Genomic DNA, 20,649 nt, shown 5'->3' with positions numbered 1-20,649 from the left:
GATACAAATGCTGCGAGTTTAAGCGTTGAGATTTGTCCCCTTTATTGGGCGAACCGGCGTGCGCCAGACACCGTCCGTGCCGGCTGCCGTCAGCCGTGGGCCGTGCGCCGTGGGCCGTGGGCCGCGGCGTCAGCCTCAGCGCCCCGGCTGCATCACCGCCAGCGCCACCCCGTCGCGCTGCGGATCCGCGCCACCCTGCAGCGCACCGGTCATGCGCGAAACCACGTGCGGCGCCGCGAAGGCATAGCTCTGATGAGAGCGGTTGATCGCGTGTCCTTCCTGCTCCAGCACGTCGGTCACATAGCGCGGAATCCGGTTGGAAACGTCGATCGCGTTGCCAGTCACCGAGATGCGGGGCGCGGCCACCGCCTCGAAGGCGCTCATGCCGAAATCCACTAGGTTCACCACGGTCTGCGTCAGTGCCGAGGCAATGGCCGTGCCGCCGGGCGCACCCAGCGCGGCCTGCACCTCGCCATCGCGAAACAACAGCAAGGGGCATTGCGAACTGGTGCGGCGCTTACCTGGCCCGATCGAAGCCGCCCGGCCGGGCCGCGGGTCAAAGCCGCTGAGCAGGCCGTTGTACAGCACACCCAGGCCATCGGTGATGACGCCGGAACTCGTGCCCAGGCTGTGCGTCAGCGTGGCGGCGTTGCCATCGGCGTCGATCACGCAGACCTGCGTGGTGTCGCGCGGCTCGGTAGCGATGCCGGGCGCCAGCCGGGTGACCTCGGCAGACTGGCGCGACCGGATGCGCGCGGCGATCTCCGCCGCGTGCTCGCGCGACAGCAGGCGCGCCACCGGCACCTCCACGAACTCCGGGTCGCCGATCAGGGTGTCCTTGTCGATCGTCACCCACTTCAGCGTCTGGGCCAGCAATTCCAGATACGCCGGGCTGTTGTGGCCCAGCGCGGCCACATCGAACTGCGCCAGCACGTGAAGCGCCTGAATGAGCGTCAGGCCACCCGCCGGCGGTGGAAACCCCGCCACCTGCCAGCCGCGATAGTCGCCCCAGATCGGCGCCGCCTCGGAGACGGCATAGGCATTCAGATCGGCCAGCGTCAGCAGGCCGTCGTGTGCCCGCATGTCGTCGGCGATGCGGCCGGCGATCTCACCGCGATAAAAGTCCGCCGCGCCGGCACGCGCCAGATGTTCCAACGTCGCCGTCAGATCGGGATTGTGCAGGCGCTCGCCGGGCCGCTTGAAGTTGCCATCGGCACCCAGGTACACCGCGCGCCCGGTCGCCGTCAGCGCCAGCCTCCCGCGCGTCTCCAGCATGCCGCCGCGGGCGCGGTCGAGCGCGCCGTATTGGTACATGTGCGGGCGCACCACCACGCCGTCGCGCGCGTGCTGCAAGGCCGGCGCCAGCGCGTCGGCAAAAGACCAGGTGCCGTAGCGCGCCAACGCATGATCCAGGCCGGCCAGCGTGCCCGGCGTGCCAATCGATTGATAGCCCGCTTCGTTGACGTTGCCCTGGACCACGAAGGCGTAGCCGTCGGGCGTTTCGTTCAGCGGCAGATGGGCCCAGATATCCGGCCGCGCCGCTGCCGGCGCGCGGGCGCAGAAGTCCACGCAGGTATGCACGCCGCGCCCGGGCAACGCGACCTGCAGCGTGCCGTAGCCGGCGATGCCGGCCATCATCGGATCCACCACGCATTGGGTGAGGGCCGCCGCCACCGCGGCGTCCACCGCGTTGCCGCCATCCATGAGCACGCGCGCGCCGGCCTCGGCGGCCTCCGGCTGCGCGGCGCAGATCATGGCGCGGCGGGCGGTCATGCGACAGCCCCGGTGGCCTCGCGCAGCGCCAGGATGAAGGCGTTCAGGCCCGCATCGCGGTCGGGCTCGTTGGCGCTCAGGTAACGCGGCTCGGGGTAGGCGGCAAGCTGCACCACCGCCAGTTGCGCGCGGGGGTCAATGAAGATGCGTTGGCCAGAATGGCCCATCGCCATCATCGCGCCGTCCTCGCGCAGCCACCAGCTGTAGCCGTACGCCGTAAGGCCCAGCGCCTGGCGCTGCGCGGTGTGCAGGTCGGCCGGTATCTGGAAGGCCGGCGTGGCGGACTGCGCCACCCAGCCCTCGGGCAGGATGCGCTCGCCATTGACCACGCCGTCATCCAGCACGAACTGCGCGAAGCGGCCGATGTCGCGCAGCGTCATGCCGGCGCGGCTGCCGCCGATCTCCTGGCCGTCTTCGGATTCCAGCGTGTAGAAGCCGTCGAACTCCATCCCGCAAGGCTGCCAGATGCGGCGCGACATGTAATCGGCCAGCGTGCCGCCGGTCGCCGCGCTCAGCACGGCGCCCAAGAGGTACGTGTCGCCGGTGTTGTAGTGCCAGAAGCGCCCGGCGTCGTGGGCACGATGGCATCCGCGCAGCAGCGTCAGCACGCCGCCCGGCACCTTATCGGCCAGCGACTTGCTGTAGCGGTTCACGTCGGACGCCTTGTCCGTGTAGTTTTCTTCCCAGGCAATGCCGGACGACATGGTCAGTAGATGCCGAACCGTCACGGCGTCGTAGGCGCAGCCGGCCAGCGCCGGCACATAGGCGGTGACGGGATCGTCCAGGCTCTTGATGGCGCCGTCGTGCAGCGCCGCGCCGGTCAGCATGGCCGTCATGGATTTGACGGTCGACATGGTGGACCAGCGTTCCTGCGGCTGAAAGCCCAGGCCATAGCGCTCCAGCACGATGTGGCCGCGGTGGATCGCGATCAGGCCGGCCACGTTGTTGCGGTCCATCAGGTCGCCCACGCCAAGCGTCTCGCCATCCTGCGTATAACGCACGTCGATCTCGGGCGCGCGCGGCAAGGGCCGGAACGTCGAGCCGCGATGGATCGTGCGGGTGGCGAACAGACGGTCGACGATGCGATAGCCATACGACTGCAGGCATGGCGGCCACAGCAGGAAATCTTCCCCGCGCGGCAGGTGTTCAACGGCCTCGGCCAGCGGCGGGGTGGGGATAGCGTTCATGAATGCCTCAAGAAAAAACCGGGCGCGAGGCCCGGCACTGATCAGTCGTTACGGATGCCTAGGCGCTTGACGATGGGGCCCCATACCTCGGCCTCGGTCTTCATCGATTGCGACACGGATTCGGCGCCAAGTTCCTTCGGCGGCGTCATGTAGATCTCGTCCATCTGCTTGCGCACCGCCGGGTCCGCCCAGAACTTGCGCGTGGCCTCAGTAAGCCGCGTCACGATTTCCGGCGGCGTGCCCTTGGGCGCCATCAGGCCGTACCAGGCATCGCCCGGAAACCCTTGCACGCCAACTTCCGCGATGGTGGGCACGTCGGGCAACTGCGCGACGCGGTCAGCGCCGAAGATCACCAGCGGCACGGCCTTGCCGGTCTTGACCTGCGGCACCGCGCCGGTCAGCGCGTCAGCCGTCAGGTCGATCTGCCCGCCGATCAGGTCCATCATGGCCGGCGCCGCGCCCTTGTAAGGCACGTGCGACATCTCGATCTTGAAGTGCTCGGCCAGAAACGCGACGTTCAGGTGCGTGGAGTTGCCGATGCCCGCCGAGCCGTAATTCAGGTGGCCTGGACTGGCCTTGGCTTTCTTGACCAGATCGTCCACCGACCGGATGCCCGTGGCGAGATTGGCGACCAGCACCTGCGAGGTGCCGGCAATCTTCGTGACCGGATCGAAATCGCGCGTGGGGTTGTAGGCCAACTGCGAGTAGGTGAACGGATTCACCGACATATTGGACGTGCTGCCAAACAGCAGCGCGTAGCCGTCCGCCGGCTGCTTGGCTACGAACGCGGCGGCGATGCTGCCGTTGGCGCCGGGCTTGTTCTCCACCACCACGGTGCCCCCGATCTCCTTGCTGGCATACGCGGCCCAGGCGCGCGCCAGCGCATCGGCCGCGCCGCCGGCAGCCACCGGCACCACCACCGACACCGGCCGCGCGGGCCAGTCCGCCGCCGTGGCCGGTGCGGCAAAAGCCAGGACCAGCGAGCCGGCCGCAGCCAGGCCCATCAGCCGTTGAACGACGCGGAAATTCGACTGCGGAAAGGGCAAATCGCGGGCCATGGCCTGTGCTCCAGATGAAATCGGACGTTGAAGACCCGCATTCTGGTAGCGCTTTTTCATTACGTCCAATGCATAATTCATCATCAAACCATAATCAGCGCGTAATAAAACCGGGGGACGCGGATGAATCTTCAACAGCTCGAACACTTCCTCGTGCTGGTCGAAACCCGCTCTTTCAGCCGCGCGGCAGCCAAATTGCACCTGACGCAGCCCGCGCTCAGCCGCAGCATCCAGGCGCTTGAAGACACGCTCGGCGGACGCCTGCTGGAACGCGATAAAGGGAAAACACTGACGGCGCTGGGCGAGCTGGCCATCGTGCGGGCACGCAGAATCCGCGTGGAACTGGCCGAATTGCGCCGCAGCGCCAGCCTGCTGGCCGACTACGCGGGCGGCACACTGCGGCTGGGACTGGGCCCCACGCCCACCGCAATCCTGTCGCTGCCGCTCTTGCGCGACATGAAGGAACGCTATCCCGCGATCAAGCTGCTGCTGAGCGGTGGCACGCCCGAGATGCAGGTCCAGGAATTGCGCGAAGGCGCGGTGGACGCTCTGGTGGTGCATCGCAATCACATCCCCGCCGACCCCGACCTGCACCTGCGCTTTTTTCCGCGCACCCCGCTGGGCTTTGTCGTGCGCGCCGGCCATCCGCTGGCCGGCAAGAACGGCCTGGATTTCGACGCGCTGCGCCGCTACGCGGTGGCGGCCAGCGGCCGCGCCATGAGCGACGAGGTCATGCACCGGCTCAACGCGTATTTCGGTCCGCCGGTCCACTTCATCGACGCGATCCAATACCAGTCGAACGACATCCAGGCGCTCGTCGACCTGGTTCGCACCACCGACACCGTCTTCTTTGGCGTGCTCCGCGTGGCGCAACCGGCCATCGCGCGCGGCGAACTCGTGCATGTCGACGTGCGCCCGGCGCTGGAGCTGTCGTCGCAGTTCGTCTTCGTGACGCTCGAGGGCAAGACCTTGCCCCCGGCGCTACTGCGGCTCAGCGAGCTGTGCATGCGGTACATGTCAGGCGCCGACGACCCGCAGCCTGACTGATCATTTCTTGTTATCGCAGTCGATCACCCTACGGTTTTCCTCGTAGCCCACTGGGGCGATAAGGGGACGCCAAGGAGACGCCCTATGCCCCCCCGTTAGACGTCCGGCGTCGCAGCATTGGCGGCATTTGCGGCCTTCGCTGCGGCAGGCTGACGCGCCATCTCGATGAACGCCCGCTGGTAATCCAGGGCGTCGTCCGCCTCGCGCGACCCCAGGAAGATCTGCTTGGGAATACCGCGCGGACCCAAGCGCACCGGCACCAGATCCATCTTGACCGCGTACTCCTCGACCAGCCAGCGCGGCAGCGCGGCCACGCCCCGCCCGCTGGCCACCATCTGCAGCATGATGTCGGTGGTCTCGATCGCCTTGTGCCGCTTGGGCGTGACGCCGGCCTTCAAGAGGAACTGGTTGTAGATGTCCAGCCGTTCGATATCGACGGGATAGCTGATGAGCACTTCCTGCGTCAGTTGCTCGGGCTTCACGTAGGCCACCGACGCCAGCGGATGCCCCTTCGCCACCACCAGCACCTGTTCGTAGTCAAACACGGGTTCGAACTTCAGGCCCGGCTTGAACAGCGGATCGGGGGTGACCAGCAGGTCGATCTCGTAGCCGAAGAGCGCGCCAATGCCGCCGAACTGGAACTTCTGTTTGACGTCCACATCCACGTCCGGCCAAGCGGCCAGATACGGCGCCACCACTTTCAGCAGCCACTGATAGCACGGGTGGCATTCCATGCCGATGCGCAGCGCGCCGCGTTCGCCCTGGGCAAACTGGCCCAGCCGCTCTTCGGCCAGATCCAGTTGCGGCAGCACCCGGTTCGCCACCGCCAGCAGATATTGACCGGCCTGCGTCAGGCGCAATCGTCTTCCTTCGCGCAGCCAGATATCGGTGCCGAGCTGCACCTCCAGCTTCTTCATGCTGTGGCTCAGCGCCGACTGGGTCAGGTTCAGCACGCCTGCGGCGGCCGTCAACGAACCTTGTTTTTCGACCTGCTGGACGATGCTCAGATGGATACGTTCAAGCATTCTTATGATCTAGATTCATGGATTTGTGAAATAAAACCATTTTACGTCATGGGTTTTGATATTTAGCATTGCGTTCTTGTTTGCCGCTGTGTTCCGCACGTTGACCCGATCAACACGCACGTTCCATGGCAAGTCGACTCCCTCCGCGCCGATTGGCTTCATGGAAGCAAAGATGACACACCCCCTACGCTTGGTCGCCGTCTCCGGCGGCATGCAACGTCCCTCCAGGACCACCGCCCTGGCAGAGGAACTGCTGACGCTGATCGCCAATGAAATCCCCTGCGAACCCCGCCTGGTCGAAATGGGGCGGATCGCCCCGCAGCTTGCCGGCGCGACGTGGCGCTCGAACTTGCCCGACTCGGTCGAGCGCGAGTTGACCGCGGTGGAGCAAGCCGATGTCCTGGTGGTGGCAACGCCCGTCTATCGCGGCTCTTATACCGGCCTGTTCAAGCATTTCTTCGATTTCATTCATCAGGACGCGCTGATCGACAAGCCGGTCCTCCTGGCCGCCACCGGTGGCAGCCAACGCCATGCGCTGATCATCGACCACCAGTTGCGGCCGTTGTTCAGCTTCTTTCAGGCGCGCACGCTGCCGCTGGGCATCTACGCCACCGACGAGGACTTCGTCGATTACCGGCTTAAGAACGACGCGCTGATCGAGCGTGCCGGACTGGCCGTGCAACGCGCACTGCCGCTGGTCGAACTGACCCGGCAGATGCGATCTGCCGCGGCCGTGGAAGCCATCGCGGCCTGACGCCCAGGCCAAGCGGCTTTCGCAGCAAGCCGCGCAGAAACGCCTCCGCGAACGCCGGCCCCGTTCACCCCGAATTCACGCTTATCGCAGCACTTTTGCATCCGACCATCATGAACAAAGACTTCACCTTCAGCATCAAAAGCCTTCGCTTCGATGAAAACTATCAGCCGTCGGACAGCACGCGCATCACGACCAACTTCGCCAATCTGGCCCGAGGCGAAAGCCGCGAGCAGAATCTGCGCAACACGCTGAAGATGATCGACAGCCGTTTCAATGACCTGGCGCATTGGGACAACCCCACGGGCGATCGCTACGCCGTCGAGCTCGACATCATCACCGCCGAGATGACGCTAGGTGCAAACGGCAACGCCAATGCGTTTCCGCTGATTGAAGTGTTGAAGACCAACATCGTCGACAAGAAGACCGGCAACCGCATCGACGGCATCGTCGGGAATAACTTCTCGTCCTACGTGCGCGACTACGACTTCAGCGTGTTGCTGCCCGAATACAACGACAACAAATCCACGTTCAGCACGCCGGAAGATTTCGGCGACCTGCACGGAAAGCTGTTCAAGCACTTCGTTGAATCCGAAGCCTACAAGGCAAACTTCAAGAAGCCGCCGGTCATCTGCATCAGCGTTTCCAGCAGCAAGACTTATCACCGCACCGACAACCACCACCCGATCCTGGGCGTGGAGTATCAGCAAAGCGAATTCTCCCCAACCGATCAGTACTTCGAAAAGATGGGGCTGCAAGTGCGCTACTTCATGCCGCCGAACAGCGTTGCGCCGCTGGCGTTTTATTTCCAGGACGACCTGCTGGGCGCCTACACCAATCTTGAGCTGATCGGCACCATCAGCACGATGGAAGCGTTCCAGCGCATCTACCGCCCCGAAATCTACAACGCCAATTCCGCGGCCGGAAAGCGCTATCAACCCAGCCTCAAGAACCAGGATTATTCGCTGACGCAGATCGTGTACGACCGCGTCGAACGCAGCCAGCTGGCCGTCAAACAGGGCAAGTTTGCCGAGGCGCACTTCATCAAGCCGTACAAGCACGTGCTTGATCAATGGGCTGCCAGCCACTCCCACTAATAAACCGAACACAGACGGACACCCGCCATGAAAAAGCTTTTGCCCACCTCGACCGCCGGCAGCCTGCCCAAACCCTCCTGGCTTGCCCAGCCCGAAAAGCTCTGGTCGCCCTGGAGCCTGCAAGACGAACAACTGACCGAAGGCAAGCAGGACGCCCTGATCCTCGCGCTGAAGGAACAGGAACTGGCCGGCATCGACATCGTCAGCGACGGCGAGCAGACGCGTCAGCACTTCGTCACTACGTTCATCGAGCATCTGGACGGCGTTGATTTCGAAAAGCGCGAAACCGTCCGCATCCGCGACCGCTACGACGCCAGCGTGCCCACCGTCGTCGGCGCCGTCAGCCGCCAGAAGCCCGTCTTCGTCGAAGACGCCAAGTTCCTGCGCCGGCAGACCAAGCAGCCGATCAAATGGGCGCTGCCCGGTCCCATGACCATGATCGACACGCTGTACGACGCCCACTACAAGAGCCGCGAAAAGCTGGCCTGGGAATTCGCGAAGATCCTGAACCAGGAGGCCCGCGAACTCGAAGCCGCCGGCGTCGACATCATCCAGTTCGACGAACCTGCGTTCAACGTCTTCTTCGACGAAGTGAACGACTGGGGCGTCGCGACGCTGGAACGCGCCATCGAAGGCCTGAAGTGCGAAACCGCCGTGCACATCTGCTACGGCTACGGCATCAAGGCCAACACCGACTGGAAGAAGACGCTGGGTTCGGAATGGCGCCAGTACGAGGAATCGTTCCCCAAGCTGCAGAAGTCCAGCATCGACATCGTCTCGCTGGAATGCCATAACTCGCATGTGCCGATCGACCTGATCGAACTGATTCGCGGCAAGAAGGTCATGGTCGGCGCCATCGACGTGGCCAACCACACCGTCGAAACGCCGGAAGAAGTCGCCAACACGCTGCGCACGGCGCTCAAGTTCGTGGACGCCGACAAGCTGTACCCGTGCACCAACTGCGGCATGGCGCCGTTGCCGCGCGCGGTGGCCAAGGGCAAGCTGAACGCGCTGAGCGCGGGTGCGGAGATCATTCGCCGGGAACTGTCCGCCTGACGTCGCAGGCGGCCAGCGGCTGGGCGGTGCCTGGCAACCTCCGATCAGTTCGCCTTCGGCCTGCGCGTTGCAATGACCAGGCCCGCGGCGACCATCGCGAGGGCGACCAGCACCGCCATCGGCGGAAGCCGTTGTGACAGGATCGACTCGATAATCGCAGCGGCCACCGGGCCAAGGGCTTGGAAGGCGGTGACCTTGCTTGCCGCCAGCTTGCCCAGCGCCCACAACCAGCAAAAATAGCCCAGACCGCTCGATAGCCCAACGAACGCGACGTTGGCCCATTCCAGCCGATTCAGCGCGGGAATCAGCGGCTGCGACGTGAGGGCGCAGAATCCCAACAGGAACACGACCGCCGAAACCATCGCCAGCCGGCAGGTCGCAAGCGCCGGATAGCGGCGCAGGTATGGCGCGTACAGAATGCTCGTCACGGCGCCGACGACGGTGGCCGAAACCAAAGCCAACACGCCCCAGCCGCTGTTCGCCATGCCTGCCGAGGACTCGGAAGGCATCAGCAGCAGATATGCAACCCCGGCAACCGCGATGCACACGCCAACCAGGCCTCGGCCACTGAATGGCTCCTTGCCTGTGAGCACCGCAAGACACATCGTCACCAGCGGCATCGTGGCAAACACAAGCGCGCACACGGTTGCCGACACTGTCAGCAGCGCATGGTTGAGCAATAGCACCAATACCGCGAACTGAAAAATGCCCAGCGCGGCGATGGCCGCGGCATCGTTGACCCTGAAGGGTGTTCGTGCGGCCGAACCAATCGGCAGCAGCAGGACTGCGGCTCCGATCAGATAGCGCAGAAACGCCAGAGTGGCGGGCGAGAGGGCACTGGACACCACGCTTGTGGAAACCATCGCCGCGCCAACGAGCACCCCCACCGCCGCCGCGGCAGCGATCGCGTTGAGCTCGGTCCGCATGGAAGTTCACCCAGGTTGGTGGCTGGACGCGGGTTTAATCCTGGTGAATTGCTGCTCTGTGACGATGCTTCCCCACTGTTGGCCGTCTTCCTCGTGCACGAGCTTGAAGCCCACGGACTCATACAACTTGCGCGCTGCATCGAGGCCCTTGAAGGTCCACAACTGACACTCGGGAAAACCGAACCGGTCACAGAAATCCAGGGCAGTTCCGATCAGCTTTCGGCCGATCCCGCCGCCGCGGCATCCGTCATCCAGGATGAACCAGCGCAGATGCGCCTGGTTGTTGCCGAGGTCTTGGCCGTCTATGGCGATGGAGCCCACAATCCGGTCGTTCTGGATCGCCGTCCACACCCCATTGCACGGCTCGCCGAGCCGCCCCGTAAACTCGGCAATCCCCGCGGCCACCTGGCTTTCGAAGAATTGGCCAAAGCCCGAGTGCTTTGAATAGAAGGCCGCATGCATCTCGGCCACGCGTCCCACCAGACCGGGTCGATATCCCGACACGATCTGCACCGTATCCAGCGCGGCCGATGACTGCGTCCCGTGGCTGGCCTTGAGCGCTCTGGCGTACTCCGACAACCCTTGCGCGACCGCCTGCTGTTGCGAGGGATTCAAGTGCGCCATCGCCGTGGTGACCTGATTCCGTCCGTAGGCGTGGATACGCTTGACCAACGCCTTGCCCTTGCCGGTCAGCGTCAGTTGCTTCAGTCGCGCATCCTCCGGCGTGGCCGACTCGGCAATCTCGCCCGCGGCGATGAGTTTGGACAGCATGCGACTGACACTGGATTTCTCCAGACCAAGCGCGCTGACCAGGTGGGCCGCCGCCACCATGCCCTGGGCATCGATTTCCAGCAACGCGTGCACAGCTGAAGCGGAGTAGGCGGTGCCCGCCAAGGTCGGCCGCATGAAGCCCAGCTCGCGCACGATCGTGCGCGACGCGGCTCGGATCTCGTCTATCGATTTGGCGGGCATCTGCATGGTGCATCCCATTAAGTTGTATTGCACAACGACTATGTTGTTCAACACAACCAAACCTGTCAAGCAGATTTCCACGCCGGGATAACCCGTAATAACAAGAATCTCTCAAATCAGCGGGCATTTGTGATTACTGGCGCTTCAAACCCGCGTGCTAATTTTTCCCTGCAATTCAAAGCTCGCTTCATAACACTCAAGGGAATCACACCATGCACGCCGTGGGAAAAGCATGCCGCAAGGCAGGGATGGCATCTACCGTTCGCAGCACGTTCTTGAAGTTGATGGCGCCGGCGCTGATCGCCGGGTTGGCGCTGGGCATGACCGCCGCGCCAGTCCGGGCTGCCGACTTCCCGGGCGACAAGCCCATCAGCCTGGTCGTGCCGTTCCCCGCCGGCGGAGGCACCGACTTCATCGGCCGCCTGCTCGCCTCCGAGATGGGTAAAGCGCTCAAGACCACCATCGTGGTCGAGAACAAGGGCGGCGCCAACAGCAACATCGGCACCGCGTACGTGACCCAGGCGCGCCCCGACGGCCACACGCTACTCGTGTCGGGCGTGGGCATCGCCACCAACCAGGGCCTCTACAGCAAGCTGCCCTACAAGCTCGATCAGCTCGACCAGATCGCAATCCTGGCCTTCGGCGCCGACGTGCTGGTGACCGCACCCGGCTTTCCGGCCAAGACGCTGGCCGAGTTCGTCGCGCTGGTGCAGAAAGAGCCCGGCAAATACTCCTACGCATCGTCGGGCAACGGCACCACCGGCCATCTGGGCATGGAAATGCTCAAGCAGCGCGCCAAGCTCGACATCATGCATGTGCCCTACAACGGCGGCTCGGCTGCCATCAACGACGTGCTGGCGGGTCGCGTGGACGTGCTGTTCGTCAATCAGGACACGGCGCTGCCGCACGTGCGCGCCGGCAAGCTGCGCGCGCTTGCCATTGGCAGCGCCAAGCGCAATCCCACCTATCCCGACACGCCCACCGTGGCGGAAAGCGGCTATCCGGGTTTCTCGTCCGAATACTGGTTTGGCCTGTCCGCCCCGGCCGGTGTGCCGGCGCCGGTGTTCCAGCAACTCTTCGAGGCCACCCGCACCGCCATGCAGTCGCCCGCCATTCAGGAAAAGCTGGGCGCCGTCGGCCTGGTGATTCCGCAGCTCACGGATCGCAAGCAATTCGTGACGCTGGTGGATGCCGAAGTGCAGAAGTGGGGCGAGGTCGTGCGGGTGTCCGGCGCGCGCATCGATTGATGCGTGACGCTGCACGGTCCGGGCGGCCCGTGCCGTGCGCGATAACATGAAGCCGGATCGGGGCCGCTAGCGCGGCCCCGTTGTCATGCCTGGCCAGCGTTCGCAGGCGCGGCGTCGATCGGCGCCAGGAAGTTCAGGCGCATGAGCGTGTCGCGCGTGATGTCCACGATCGAGTCGATGTGCGCACCATGCGAGGCGGTCAGATACGAGATATAGAAACGCGCCGGCGGAATCGGCGGATCGGCGGGCAGGGCGCGCAACACGCCCATGGTCAGCATGTCCTGCAAAAGCGGCACGGGCAGAATGCCGATGGCGTGGCCCGCCGCGATCAGGCGTGAGATCAGCGCCAGCGAATTGGTGGTGCTGGGCCCAGACATATCGACACCGCCCGACGCCAGCCAGTTTTCAACCACGGTGTAGAGCGTGGAAGGCGGCGAGTGCGTGGCGATGTGATGGCCGCGCGCGTGCTCTGCGCGGAACGGATCGGCCGTGATGTGCAGCGTGGGCGAGGCCACCCAATGGAACGTCATCCAGCCGATGAACACGTCGGTGATGGTGTCGCCCGTGGCCGGATTGGTCAGCAGCGCCATGTCCAGTTCGCCCGCGTTGAGCTTGCTGTTGAGCACCGACCCCACGTCCACCGTCATCTCCAGCGCGAGCGAGGGATAGTGTTCCTTGAGCTGTGCGATCACCGCGGTCAGGCCTACGTTCGCCGAGCACTCGTCCGCGCCCAGCCGCAACTTGCCGCCCAGGCTGCGATCCTTGCCAAAGTGTTCGAGCTGGCGCGTGCTGTGCAACGCGCTCTCGGCATGACGCAACGCCGACTGCCCCACATCGGTCAACGTCACGCGCTGGCGCGAGCGATCAAACAGCTGCACCTCCAACGCGCCTTCAAGTTCGCGGATGCGGGCCGAGACGGCCGGCTGCGTCACGTGCAAATGGCGCGCGGCCGCGTGGATGCTGCCCAGCTTGGCGGTCCAGTAAAAGGCCTCAAGCTGGCTTAGGGTTATCCGCATGATAAGAACTCTTTTTCAAACTGCGCCGAAACTTTGATTATTGGCCCGGAAAGCCCGCGTGATACCTTTTTTTCACCGGCTTCCGAGCCTTTTTCATTGTAGTGAAGACAAGCGATGTATCTGATTCATCCCATGCCCGAGGCCTTGCCGCATGAAGATCTGGCGCTGTTGCTGAAGGCGGAGCCGGCCACCATCGGGCACTTCCAGACCACCGGCTTCATGCGCGGCGACATCCGTGCGCATCAGCAGGACGTGCGCATTGCCGGACCGGCCGTGACGGTGCGCATGCCCGGCAACGACGGCGGCATTCTGCATCATGCGATGGCCTGCGTGCGTCCCGGCGACGTGCTGGTGATCGACCGGGCTGGCGAGGCCGTGACGGCTGCCTTCGGCGGCGCCATGGCCTACGCCGCCAAGCAGGCCGGCGTGGCCGGCATCATCGTGGACGGCCTTGTGACCGATCTTGGCGAATTGCGCCAGCACGGCATGCCGGTGTGGTCGCGCGGGCCTTCTCCCATCACCACGCGCTTGCTGGGTCACGAGGGCGAATTCTGCGGCACGATCCACTGCGGTGGCGTCACGGTGCGGCCCGGCGCGGCCGTCCTGGCCGACGAAAACGGCGTGCTGGTGCTTGATCGCGCCGCCGTGCGCGCCGCCGCGCAGCAGGCTATCGACTTCCAGACCCAGGAGCAGACCACGCTGGCGCGCCTGCGTGCCGGCGAGAAATTCCCCGACATCGTGGGCTCGCGCGCGCTGATCGAACGCGCCATCGCGGCAGCCCAAGGAGCAAACGCATGAGCATCGACCTCGACATCACCGACCTCGCGCAGCGGCTGCGCCGCCGCGAGCTGCGATCCGAAGCGCTGGTGAGTGACTACCTTGCGCGCATCGCCGCGCTCGACGGCTGGCTGCACGCCTACGTGGCCGTATACGCAGACGAGGCGCTGGCCGCCGCACGCGCAGCCGACCTGCAACTGGACCAGGGCATCTGGCTCGGCCCGCTGCACGGCGTGCCGATCGCACTTAAAGACCTGATCGACATCGCCGGCCAGCCCACCACCATCGGCTCGCCCATCCACGCCAACACCATTGCCTCGCACACGGCCGAACTGGTGCGGCAATCGCAGCGCGCCGGCGCCATTATCCTGGGCAAGACCCACATGGTGCAGTTTGCCATGGGCGCGTGGGGGCCCAATCAGCACATGGGCACGCCGCGCAATCCGTGGGATGACCGCGTGCACCGCATCCCCGGCGGATCGAGCAGCGGCTCCGCGGTTGCGGTCGCGGGACGCCTGGCGCCGGCCGCCATCGGCACCGATACCGGCGGCTCGGTGCGCGTGCCCGCCAGTTACTGCGGCATCACGGGCTTCAAGCCGACCGTGGGCCGCATCTCGGCGCACGGCGTGGTCACACTGAGCCAGACGCTCGACAGCGTAGGTATCTTCGCGCACAGCGCCGCGGACGCGCGCCTGGTGTTCGACGCGCTGGTGCCGGTTGAGCCCGGCGAGTGGCGCGAGCCGCTCGACGCGTCGCGCTTTGGCATTGCCGGCGCCACGCTGGGCCGTCTGCCGGAGGCGTTCCTCAATGACGTCACGCCCGCCGTGCGACGCGCCTATGAAGACTCCATCGCGCTGTATCAGAGCCTTGGCGCGCAGATCGTCGAAATCACACCGCCCGCCACGCTGTCCGAGTTCAAGGCCGTGACGGGCGACATCATGATGACCGAAGGCGTGGCGTCGTTCGAGCGCGAGATGACCGACCTCGACCTTCCCGTTGACGACTCGGTGCGGCCTCGCCTGCTTGCTGCCCTCGACGTGCCGGCCTTGCGCTACCTCGCCGCGCTGCGCGAGCGCGACCGCCTGCAAGCGGCGATGGAGTCGCGGCTGCAGGGCATGGCGGGACTGCTGACGCCCACCACGCTCACCACCGCGCTGCCGCTCGACGAGGTCGATCACGGCAACGCGCCCGTCCACTACACACGCATCGGCAATCTGTTGCAGATGTGCGGCGTCTCGGTGCCCAACGGCCGCGACGACGCGGATCTGCCCACCGGCCTGCAGATTCTCTGCCCGGGCGGCGAAGACCGGCTGGCGCTGTTTCTGGCCGAGGTCTTCCAGCGTCATTCCGATTGGCATCGCGTGCGCGCCGACACGCGTGCGCAAGCGACCACGGCATAACCCGATGCCGTGGCAGGGCGCGCGCAGCGCGCGTGCCCATACACAAACAGGGGGAAAAACATGAAACGAAGCATTCTGGCGGCGCTGCTGGCGGCCGCGGCAACCTCGTTCGCCGCGGCCGGGCCCGCCCGCGCGCAGACCGCCGCCTTGCCCGAAACCCACTTCGCGGTCGTCGGCGGCGGCAGTCACAACTACACCTTCGGCGCGGTTGAAAAGCCGTTTTGGGAAAAGACCCTGCCCGAAGCCTCCGGCGGCAAGGTCACGGCCGAGCTGATCGGCCTGTCCGAGAGCGGCCTGAAAGGCCCTGAGATCGTGCGCCTGATGCGCGCCGGCGCGCTTGACGTCGGCATGGGCGTGTTCGCCTTCGTCAGCGGCGACGACCCCACCTTCGAAGGCGTCGACCTGCCCGGCATGGCGACCGACTACGCCACCGCGCGCAAGATGGTGGCGGCCTACCGGCCGGTGCTGGAACAGCGCATGCTCAAGCGCCACGGTGTGCGGCTGCTGGCCACGGTGCCGTACACCGCACAGGTGTTCTTCTGCCGCGCACCGGTTAAGACCCTGGCCGATCTGAAGGGCCGCAAGGTGCGCACCCGCGGCAGCAACATGGCCGAATACGTTCGCGCGCTGGGCGCGTCGCCGGTGACCATACCGTTTGCCGAGGTCATCCCCGCGCTGCAGACCGGCGTGGTCGATTGCGCGGTGACCGGCATCGGCTCGGGCAACGCCGCGAAGTGGTACGACGTCGCCAAGAATCTTTACCTGCTTCCCATCGACTGGTCCATCGGCTTTTACGCCATCGCCGAACGCCGCTGGCAGAAGCTGGATCCCGCCGTGCAGCAGTTCATGCTCAAGGAGGCGAAGGTGCTGGAAGATCGCCTGTGGGACGAGACCGGCCGCGAGGGCGACTATGCGCTTGCCTGCAACACCGGACAGGGCGAATGCCGCATCCACACCCAGGCCGACATGCAGGCCACCGCGCCCACCGAGGCCGAGCGCGCCACATTGCGCGAGGTCGCCACCGAAATGGCGAGCCGCTGGGCGCGGCGCTGCGGCGAGGAATGCGCCGCCAATTGGAGCGCGTCCGTGGGCCAGGCCCTGGGCGTGACGCTGCGCTGAACTTCAAGGAAATCTCATGACGACAGAAACGCATGGTTCGCTACGCCTGCTCGACCGCGTGGCCCGCATCGGCGCCTGGATAGGCGGCCTCGGGCTGCTGCTCGTGTCCTGGCTCATCGTGGCCGACCTGATCGCGCGCAAGGTCGCGGGCGTCTCGCTCGGCGGCGCCGACGAGCTGGCCGGCTACACGCTGGCGGTGGCCAGCGCCTGGGCCTTTCCCATCACCTTGCTACGCCGCTCGCACATCCGGGTCGACGTGGTCTACACGCATCTTCCCGCCAAGACGCGCGTCGTGCTCGACCTGTTCGCGCTGGCTTGCCTGGGCCTGTTCGTGGGCACGCTGACGTGGCACGCATGGTTCGTGCTGGCCGACTCCATCGCCTTCCAGTCGGTGTCCAACACGCCGCTGCAGGTGCCGCAATGGATCCCGCAATCGCTCTGGTTCGCCGGCTACGCGTTCTTCCTGCTCACCATCGTGGTGCTCGGCGCCAGCGCGCTGGGCCGCGTGATGCGCGGCCGCTGGCAGGCGGTCAATGCGCTGATCGGCATCCACTCGGTGGAGGAGGGCATCGAAGAAGAAACCGCCGACGCACCCGTACCCGCGCGCACGCAACCCCAGGAGTGAGCCATGCTGATAATGACGATTTCCATGCTGCTCGGCCTCCTGGCGCTGAGCGTGACCGCGGCCGCCACCGTGGGCCTCCTGGGCATGAGCCTGGCCGGCGTCTATTCCCCGCTGAAACTGACCAACGCCATCGGTGAACTGGCCTGGGGCACCAGCGCCGAATTCCTGCTGGTCGCGATTCCGCTGTATGTGCTGATGGGCGAGCTGCTGGTGCATTCCGGCGTCGCCGGCCGCATGTATGGCGCCGTGTCCAAATGGGTGTCGTGGCTGCCGGGCGGCCTGATGAACGCCAACATCGGCGCCTCCGCCATGTTCTCGGCCACCAGCGGCTCCAGTGTGGCAACCGCCGCCACAATCGCCACGCTGGCCCTGCCGGAGCAACGCAAGTCGGGCTACAACGCGCCGCTGTTCCTGGGCTCGATCGCGGCCGGCGGCACGCTCGGCATCCTGATCCCGCCCTCGATCAACATGATCGTGTACGCGCTGATCGCCAACGTGTCGGTGCCCAAGCTCTATCTGGCCGCGACGCTGCCGGGCATCCTGCTCACCGGGCTGTTCATCGCGCTGATCGTGGGCCTGTGCCTGTTGCGTCCGGGCCTCGCCGGCAAACGCCCCGCGGTGAGCTGGTCCGAACGCATCGCCGCCCTGCCGCACCTGCTGCCGCCGCTCGCGATCTTCGCGCTGGTGATTGGCGTGATCTACGGCGGCATCGCCACCGCCAGCGAGTCGGCCGCGCTGGGTGTAGTGGCCGCCACCCTGCTGTGCGCCTACAAGCGCGTGCTGACCTGGGAAATGCTGGGCCGCGCCTTCGAAGCCACACTGCGCACCACCGGCATGATCATCCTGATCACGCTGGCCGCGTTCTTCCTGAACTTCGTGCTGTCCTCGATCGGCCTGACCACCTTGCTGGTCAATGCCGTGACCAGCCTGGACCTGCCGCCGCTGGGCATGATGCTGGCCATCATCCTGTTCTACATCCTGCTCGGCTGCTTCATGGACACGCTTGCCATGCTGGTCACCACCGCGCCGCTCACCGTACCGATCGTCATCGCGCTGGGCTATGACCCGGTGTGGTTCGGCGTGCTGCTGATCGTGCTGTGCGAAATGGGCCAGCTCACGCCGCCATTTGGCATGAATCTTTTCGTGGTGCATAGCGTGCGCGGGCAGGGGAAGTTCATGGATGTGGTGGTGGGCGTGCTGCCGTTCCTGGCGATGCTGTTGCTGATGATCGTGCTGCTGCTGGCGGTGCCGCAGCTGGCGCTGTGGTTGCCGGGGCAGATGGCTACGCTGTGAACGAGGCGCGGTGGGTGCACGCTCGAGCGGAGTACCATTTTTTCGAGCAGATGCATTAGTCCCGCCGGCAGCCCACGCCAGGCAGCCGGCCGCCTTAACCCTCACCGCGTGGAGTTGAATCGAACACACGGATGTCGCCGTTTCGCTTGGGCGGCCTGAGCACGTTGCGTTGCGGGCCGCACTGGACGTGGTTCGCGATGCTGCGCAGTTACTCGGCGATGAACACCATCAGCCCGGCGACGTAGCCCACCAGTTCCTGGACTACAACGGCACTACCGCCGCAGCGCTGCGTGCCGCGATCCACGCGGGATTCGAAGGGGCGATTCAACGGGCCGTCGACGCGGGCGCATCGACCGCTCGTGAATCCTAAAGGCGTTCCCGCAAGGCCTGAAGCCGAGGACGGGGACTGAACGCCTCGGCAACTCAGACACCGTCTGAAACCCGCCCGGCCATGTCGCCGTTGAGCAAGTCCGCCAACCGGTTCAGCCCGTGCGTCAAACGTGTCCGATCAATCGCGCCCCCCAACGACACACGGAGCGCCAAGGGACTGAACGCTCCCGTCGCAAATGATGCCGAATCCGTGACACTCACACCTTGTTCAAGCGCGGTTTGAATCAGCCGGTACAGATCGATATGACCCGGCAACTGCAGCCAGAGATGCAGCCCGTTCGGGTCGGCCTGAATCTCCCCCGGCAGGATCGACGCCGCAATGGCTTGCCGATGCTGCAGCTCACGCTTGACCTGCGCCATCCATTGCACCGCAGCGCCAGATTCGATCCACGTCGACGCCATCTCCGTCATCCAGGGCGTGGGCATCAGCGCCAGCGAGCGCAGGGCATCAAGCACGGGCGTCAACGGCTCGCCGGCAGGTACGACCAGGTATGCGGTCCGCAGGCCGGGCGCGATGCATTTCGATAGCGTCGACACGTAGTAGACCGGCGTCGACAACGTGTTGGCGGCAACCGAAAACATCGTGCTCGGCGGCTGCTCAGCCAACAGCCAATACGGATCATCTTCAATAACCGGCAGCGAAAATTTCTTGGCCACCCGCAGCAGCTCGGTTCGCCGCGCGGAGGACAGCGTCAGCGCGGTCGGGTTCTGAATCGTCGGATTCAAGTACAGCATTGCCGGACGATGTTTTCGGCACACGCGCTCGAGGTCGGCGGGGTCCATGCCGAATGCATCCGACTCCACCCCGACGGCCAAGCGCTGCAGCAGGCGGGCCGCAGCCAGGAAGCCCGGGTAGGTCAGCGCATCGCACGCAATCGCATCTCCGGCCTGGCTCCTGGCCAGAAGCAGGGCTGCGATCGCGGTTTGGGCGCCGGGGCAGACCACGATCCGGTCAGTGTCCACGCTGCCCAGCACCGGCTGCAGCCATTTCGCGCCGGCTGCACGATGCCGTGCATCCCCCGCCCCCACGTGATAGCTCATCAGATCCATCGAGCTTGCCGCGGCCTGCGTCGAGCCGCTGCCTTCTGCAAGCATCTGCGAAAACGCGGCACTGCCGAGCAACGGCGGGATGTTCATCCCCAGATCGATCGTGCCGCCTGTTGCCGACCCGGCATACGCCACATAAGTCCCGCCGGCCCCCTGTGCTTCCAGAATCCCTTTCTGGCGAACTTCCGAATACGCCCGCGTGACGGTCGTGAGATCGACGCCCAATGTCTGGGCCAGTTCACGCTGCGTGGGAAGGCGATCACCCGGCCGGAGAACTCCATCCTCCACCGCGGTGACGATCTGCGTGGCGATTTGCTGATACCGCGAGCCCGCGCCGGGGGTCAGGGGCCGCACCCACGACAGGCTTGCTTTTTTCAGACGACGCGAGAGAGCCATGTTTGATTTTTTGGGTTTTTGGCCACTTCCGCGGGTGGCAAGGAGGTACGGGCCGGACAATTCAACTGCTTGTATGGATTTTGGCAGTAGAATTGGCAATCTTGTATGGATTTTAGCACTTGCTCCGCGCGTTCCTGATCCGGTTCAGCGTCCGCGCGTAGCGATCAAGCTGCTCAAGCAGCGTTTTGAGGAAATGATGAATTTCTGGGTCCCTTTAGCCTTCGGTACGTTCAAGCTCGGCGTGCTGGGCGTGTGCATGTTCCTCGCCATCAAGTCGCATCGCGAAGGCGCTAGAAAAGAGAAAGAGAAAAAGGAGATGGAACGCCTTGAAAGCCTCAAGGCGCTATCTCAGGAACGTTGAGCAGATCAGCTTCACCCCGAGATGATGCCCCGCATTGCATCCAGGCATAAAAAAATGCGGCTCGAGTGAGCCGCATTCGATAACAA

General features: G+C 65.1%; 20 protein-coding genes. 12 read left to right on the top strand and 8 right to left on the bottom strand.

Annotated features, from left to right (window positions below; genetic code table 11):
• Positions 1-135: 135 nt before the first annotated feature.
• Genes B2W22_RS14520 through B2W22_RS14510 form a run of 3 tightly spaced genes read right to left on the bottom strand, consistent with a single transcriptional unit; the run spans position 136 to position 4,018 of the window.
• Positions 136-1,773, bottom strand: coding sequence for a gamma-glutamyltransferase family protein (locus tag B2W22_RS14520; protein ID WP_254594979.1), 1,638 nt, complete (start codon positions 1,771-1,773; stop codon positions 136-138).
• Positions 1,770-2,960, bottom strand: a complete 1,191-nt coding sequence (locus tag B2W22_RS14515; protein WP_286938285.1) for a serine hydrolase domain-containing protein — start codon at positions 2,958-2,960, stop codon at positions 1,770-1,772. The genes B2W22_RS14520 and B2W22_RS14515 overlap by 4 nt, the downstream gene beginning before the upstream one ends.
• 41 nt (positions 2,961-3,001) lie before the next feature.
• Positions 3,002-4,018, bottom strand: a complete 1,017-nt coding sequence (locus tag B2W22_RS14510; RefSeq protein WP_286938283.1) for a Bug family tripartite tricarboxylate transporter substrate binding protein — start codon at positions 4,016-4,018, stop codon at positions 3,002-3,004.
• Positions 4,019-4,141: 123 nt separating this feature from the next.
• Between B2W22_RS14510 and B2W22_RS14505 the strand changes: the two genes are divergently transcribed.
• Positions 4,142-5,065, top strand: coding sequence for a LysR family transcriptional regulator (locus B2W22_RS14505; RefSeq protein ID WP_175123852.1), 924 nt, complete (start codon positions 4,142-4,144; stop codon positions 5,063-5,065).
• 95 nt (positions 5,066-5,160) lie between these two features.
• Here B2W22_RS14505 and B2W22_RS14500 read toward each other — a convergent pair whose 3' ends face one another.
• Complete coding sequence (locus B2W22_RS14500) at positions 5,161-6,090, bottom strand: LysR family transcriptional regulator (protein WP_286938281.1); 930 nt, start codon at positions 6,088-6,090, stop codon at positions 5,161-5,163.
• A gap of 172 nt (positions 6,091-6,262) precedes the next feature.
• On the opposite strand from B2W22_RS14500, the gene msuE reads away from it, so the two are divergent.
• The 3 genes from msuE (at position 6,263) to B2W22_RS14485 (ending at position 8,994) form a co-directional block, all read left to right on the top strand.
• Positions 6,263-6,844 (top strand): FMN reductase, encoded by a 582-nt coding sequence (gene msuE / locus B2W22_RS14495; RefSeq protein WP_175123853.1) that lies wholly within the window; start codon positions 6,263-6,265, stop codon positions 6,842-6,844.
• Between the two features lie 110 nt (positions 6,845-6,954).
• Positions 6,955-7,938: a DUF1852 domain-containing protein gene (locus B2W22_RS14490; protein WP_175123854.1), complete on the top strand. Its 984-nt coding sequence runs from the start codon at positions 6,955-6,957 to the stop codon at positions 7,936-7,938.
• Between the two features lie 27 nt (positions 7,939-7,965).
• Positions 7,966-8,994, top strand: coding sequence for a methionine synthase (locus tag B2W22_RS14485; protein ID WP_175123855.1), 1,029 nt, complete (start codon positions 7,966-7,968; stop codon positions 8,992-8,994).
• A 44-nt stretch (positions 8,995-9,038) separates the two neighbouring features.
• Here the strand turns inward: B2W22_RS14485 and B2W22_RS14480 are convergent, their stop codons facing one another.
• Positions 9,039-9,920, bottom strand: coding sequence for a DMT family transporter (locus B2W22_RS14480; protein ID WP_286938277.1), 882 nt, complete (start codon positions 9,918-9,920; stop codon positions 9,039-9,041).
• A gap of 6 nt (positions 9,921-9,926) precedes the next feature.
• Complete coding sequence (locus tag B2W22_RS14475) at positions 9,927-10,898, bottom strand: bifunctional helix-turn-helix transcriptional regulator/GNAT family N-acetyltransferase (RefSeq protein WP_175123857.1); 972 nt, start codon at positions 10,896-10,898, stop codon at positions 9,927-9,929.
• A 242-nt stretch (positions 10,899-11,140) separates the two neighbouring features.
• Between B2W22_RS14475 and B2W22_RS14470 the strand changes: the two genes are divergently transcribed.
• On the top strand, positions 11,141-12,139 hold the full coding sequence (locus B2W22_RS14470) for a Bug family tripartite tricarboxylate transporter substrate binding protein (RefSeq protein ID WP_254594982.1): 999 nt from the start codon (positions 11,141-11,143) through the stop codon (positions 12,137-12,139).
• Positions 12,140-12,222: 83 nt separating this feature from the next.
• On the opposite strand, the gene B2W22_RS14465 is transcribed toward B2W22_RS14470, so the two are convergent.
• Positions 12,223-13,155, bottom strand: a complete 933-nt coding sequence (locus tag B2W22_RS14465) for a LysR family transcriptional regulator (protein ID WP_175123859.1) — start codon at positions 13,153-13,155, stop codon at positions 12,223-12,225.
• A gap of 114 nt (positions 13,156-13,269) precedes the next feature.
• On the opposite strand from B2W22_RS14465, the gene B2W22_RS14460 reads away from it, so the two are divergent.
• The 6 genes from B2W22_RS14460 (at position 13,270) to B2W22_RS28540 (ending at position 18,739) form a co-directional block, all read left to right on the top strand.
• Positions 13,270-13,953 (top strand): RraA family protein, encoded by a 684-nt coding sequence (locus B2W22_RS14460; protein WP_175123860.1) that lies wholly within the window; start codon positions 13,270-13,272, stop codon positions 13,951-13,953.
• Positions 13,950-15,332, top strand: coding sequence for an amidase (locus B2W22_RS14455; protein ID WP_286938272.1), 1,383 nt, complete (start codon positions 13,950-13,952; stop codon positions 15,330-15,332). Before B2W22_RS14460 ends, B2W22_RS14455 begins: the two co-directional genes overlap by 4 nt.
• A 60-nt stretch (positions 15,333-15,392) precedes the next feature.
• Positions 15,393-16,451, top strand: a complete 1,059-nt coding sequence (locus B2W22_RS14450) for a TRAP transporter substrate-binding protein (RefSeq protein WP_175123862.1) — start codon at positions 15,393-15,395, stop codon at positions 16,449-16,451.
• Between the two features lie 16 nt (positions 16,452-16,467).
• Complete coding sequence (locus tag B2W22_RS14445; RefSeq protein ID WP_175123863.1) at positions 16,468-17,076, top strand: TRAP transporter small permease subunit; 609 nt, start codon at positions 16,468-16,470, stop codon at positions 17,074-17,076.
• Between the two features lie 3 nt (positions 17,077-17,079).
• A complete protein-coding gene (locus B2W22_RS14440; RefSeq protein WP_175123864.1) occupies positions 17,080-18,369 on the top strand; it encodes a TRAP transporter large permease in 1,290 nt (429 codons plus the stop codon).
• Positions 18,370-18,556: 187 nt separating this feature from the next.
• Positions 18,557-18,739: a pyrroline-5-carboxylate reductase dimerization domain-containing protein gene (locus tag B2W22_RS28540; RefSeq protein ID WP_239216544.1), complete on the top strand. Its 183-nt coding sequence runs from the start codon at positions 18,557-18,559 to the stop codon at positions 18,737-18,739.
• Between the two features lie 53 nt (positions 18,740-18,792).
• Here the strand turns inward: B2W22_RS28540 and B2W22_RS14435 are convergent, their stop codons facing one another.
• On the bottom strand, positions 18,793-20,202 hold the full coding sequence (locus B2W22_RS14435) for a PLP-dependent aminotransferase family protein (protein WP_175123865.1): 1,410 nt from the start codon (positions 20,200-20,202) through the stop codon (positions 18,793-18,795).
• Here B2W22_RS14435 and B2W22_RS14430 point away from each other — a divergent pair.
• On the top strand, positions 20,201-20,563 hold the full coding sequence (locus B2W22_RS14430) for a hypothetical protein (RefSeq protein ID WP_286938268.1): 363 nt from the start codon (positions 20,201-20,203) through the stop codon (positions 20,561-20,563). The genes B2W22_RS14435 and B2W22_RS14430 overlap by 2 nt on opposite strands.
• Positions 20,564-20,649: the final 86 nt, after the last annotated feature.

The sequence above is a fragment of the Achromobacter sp. UBA4530 genome (assembly GCF_002388205.1).
Classification (GTDB): Bacteria; Pseudomonadota; Gammaproteobacteria; order Burkholderiales; family Burkholderiaceae_B; genus Achromobacter; species Achromobacter animicus.
This window is presented reverse-complemented; position numbering and strand designations above follow the sequence as displayed.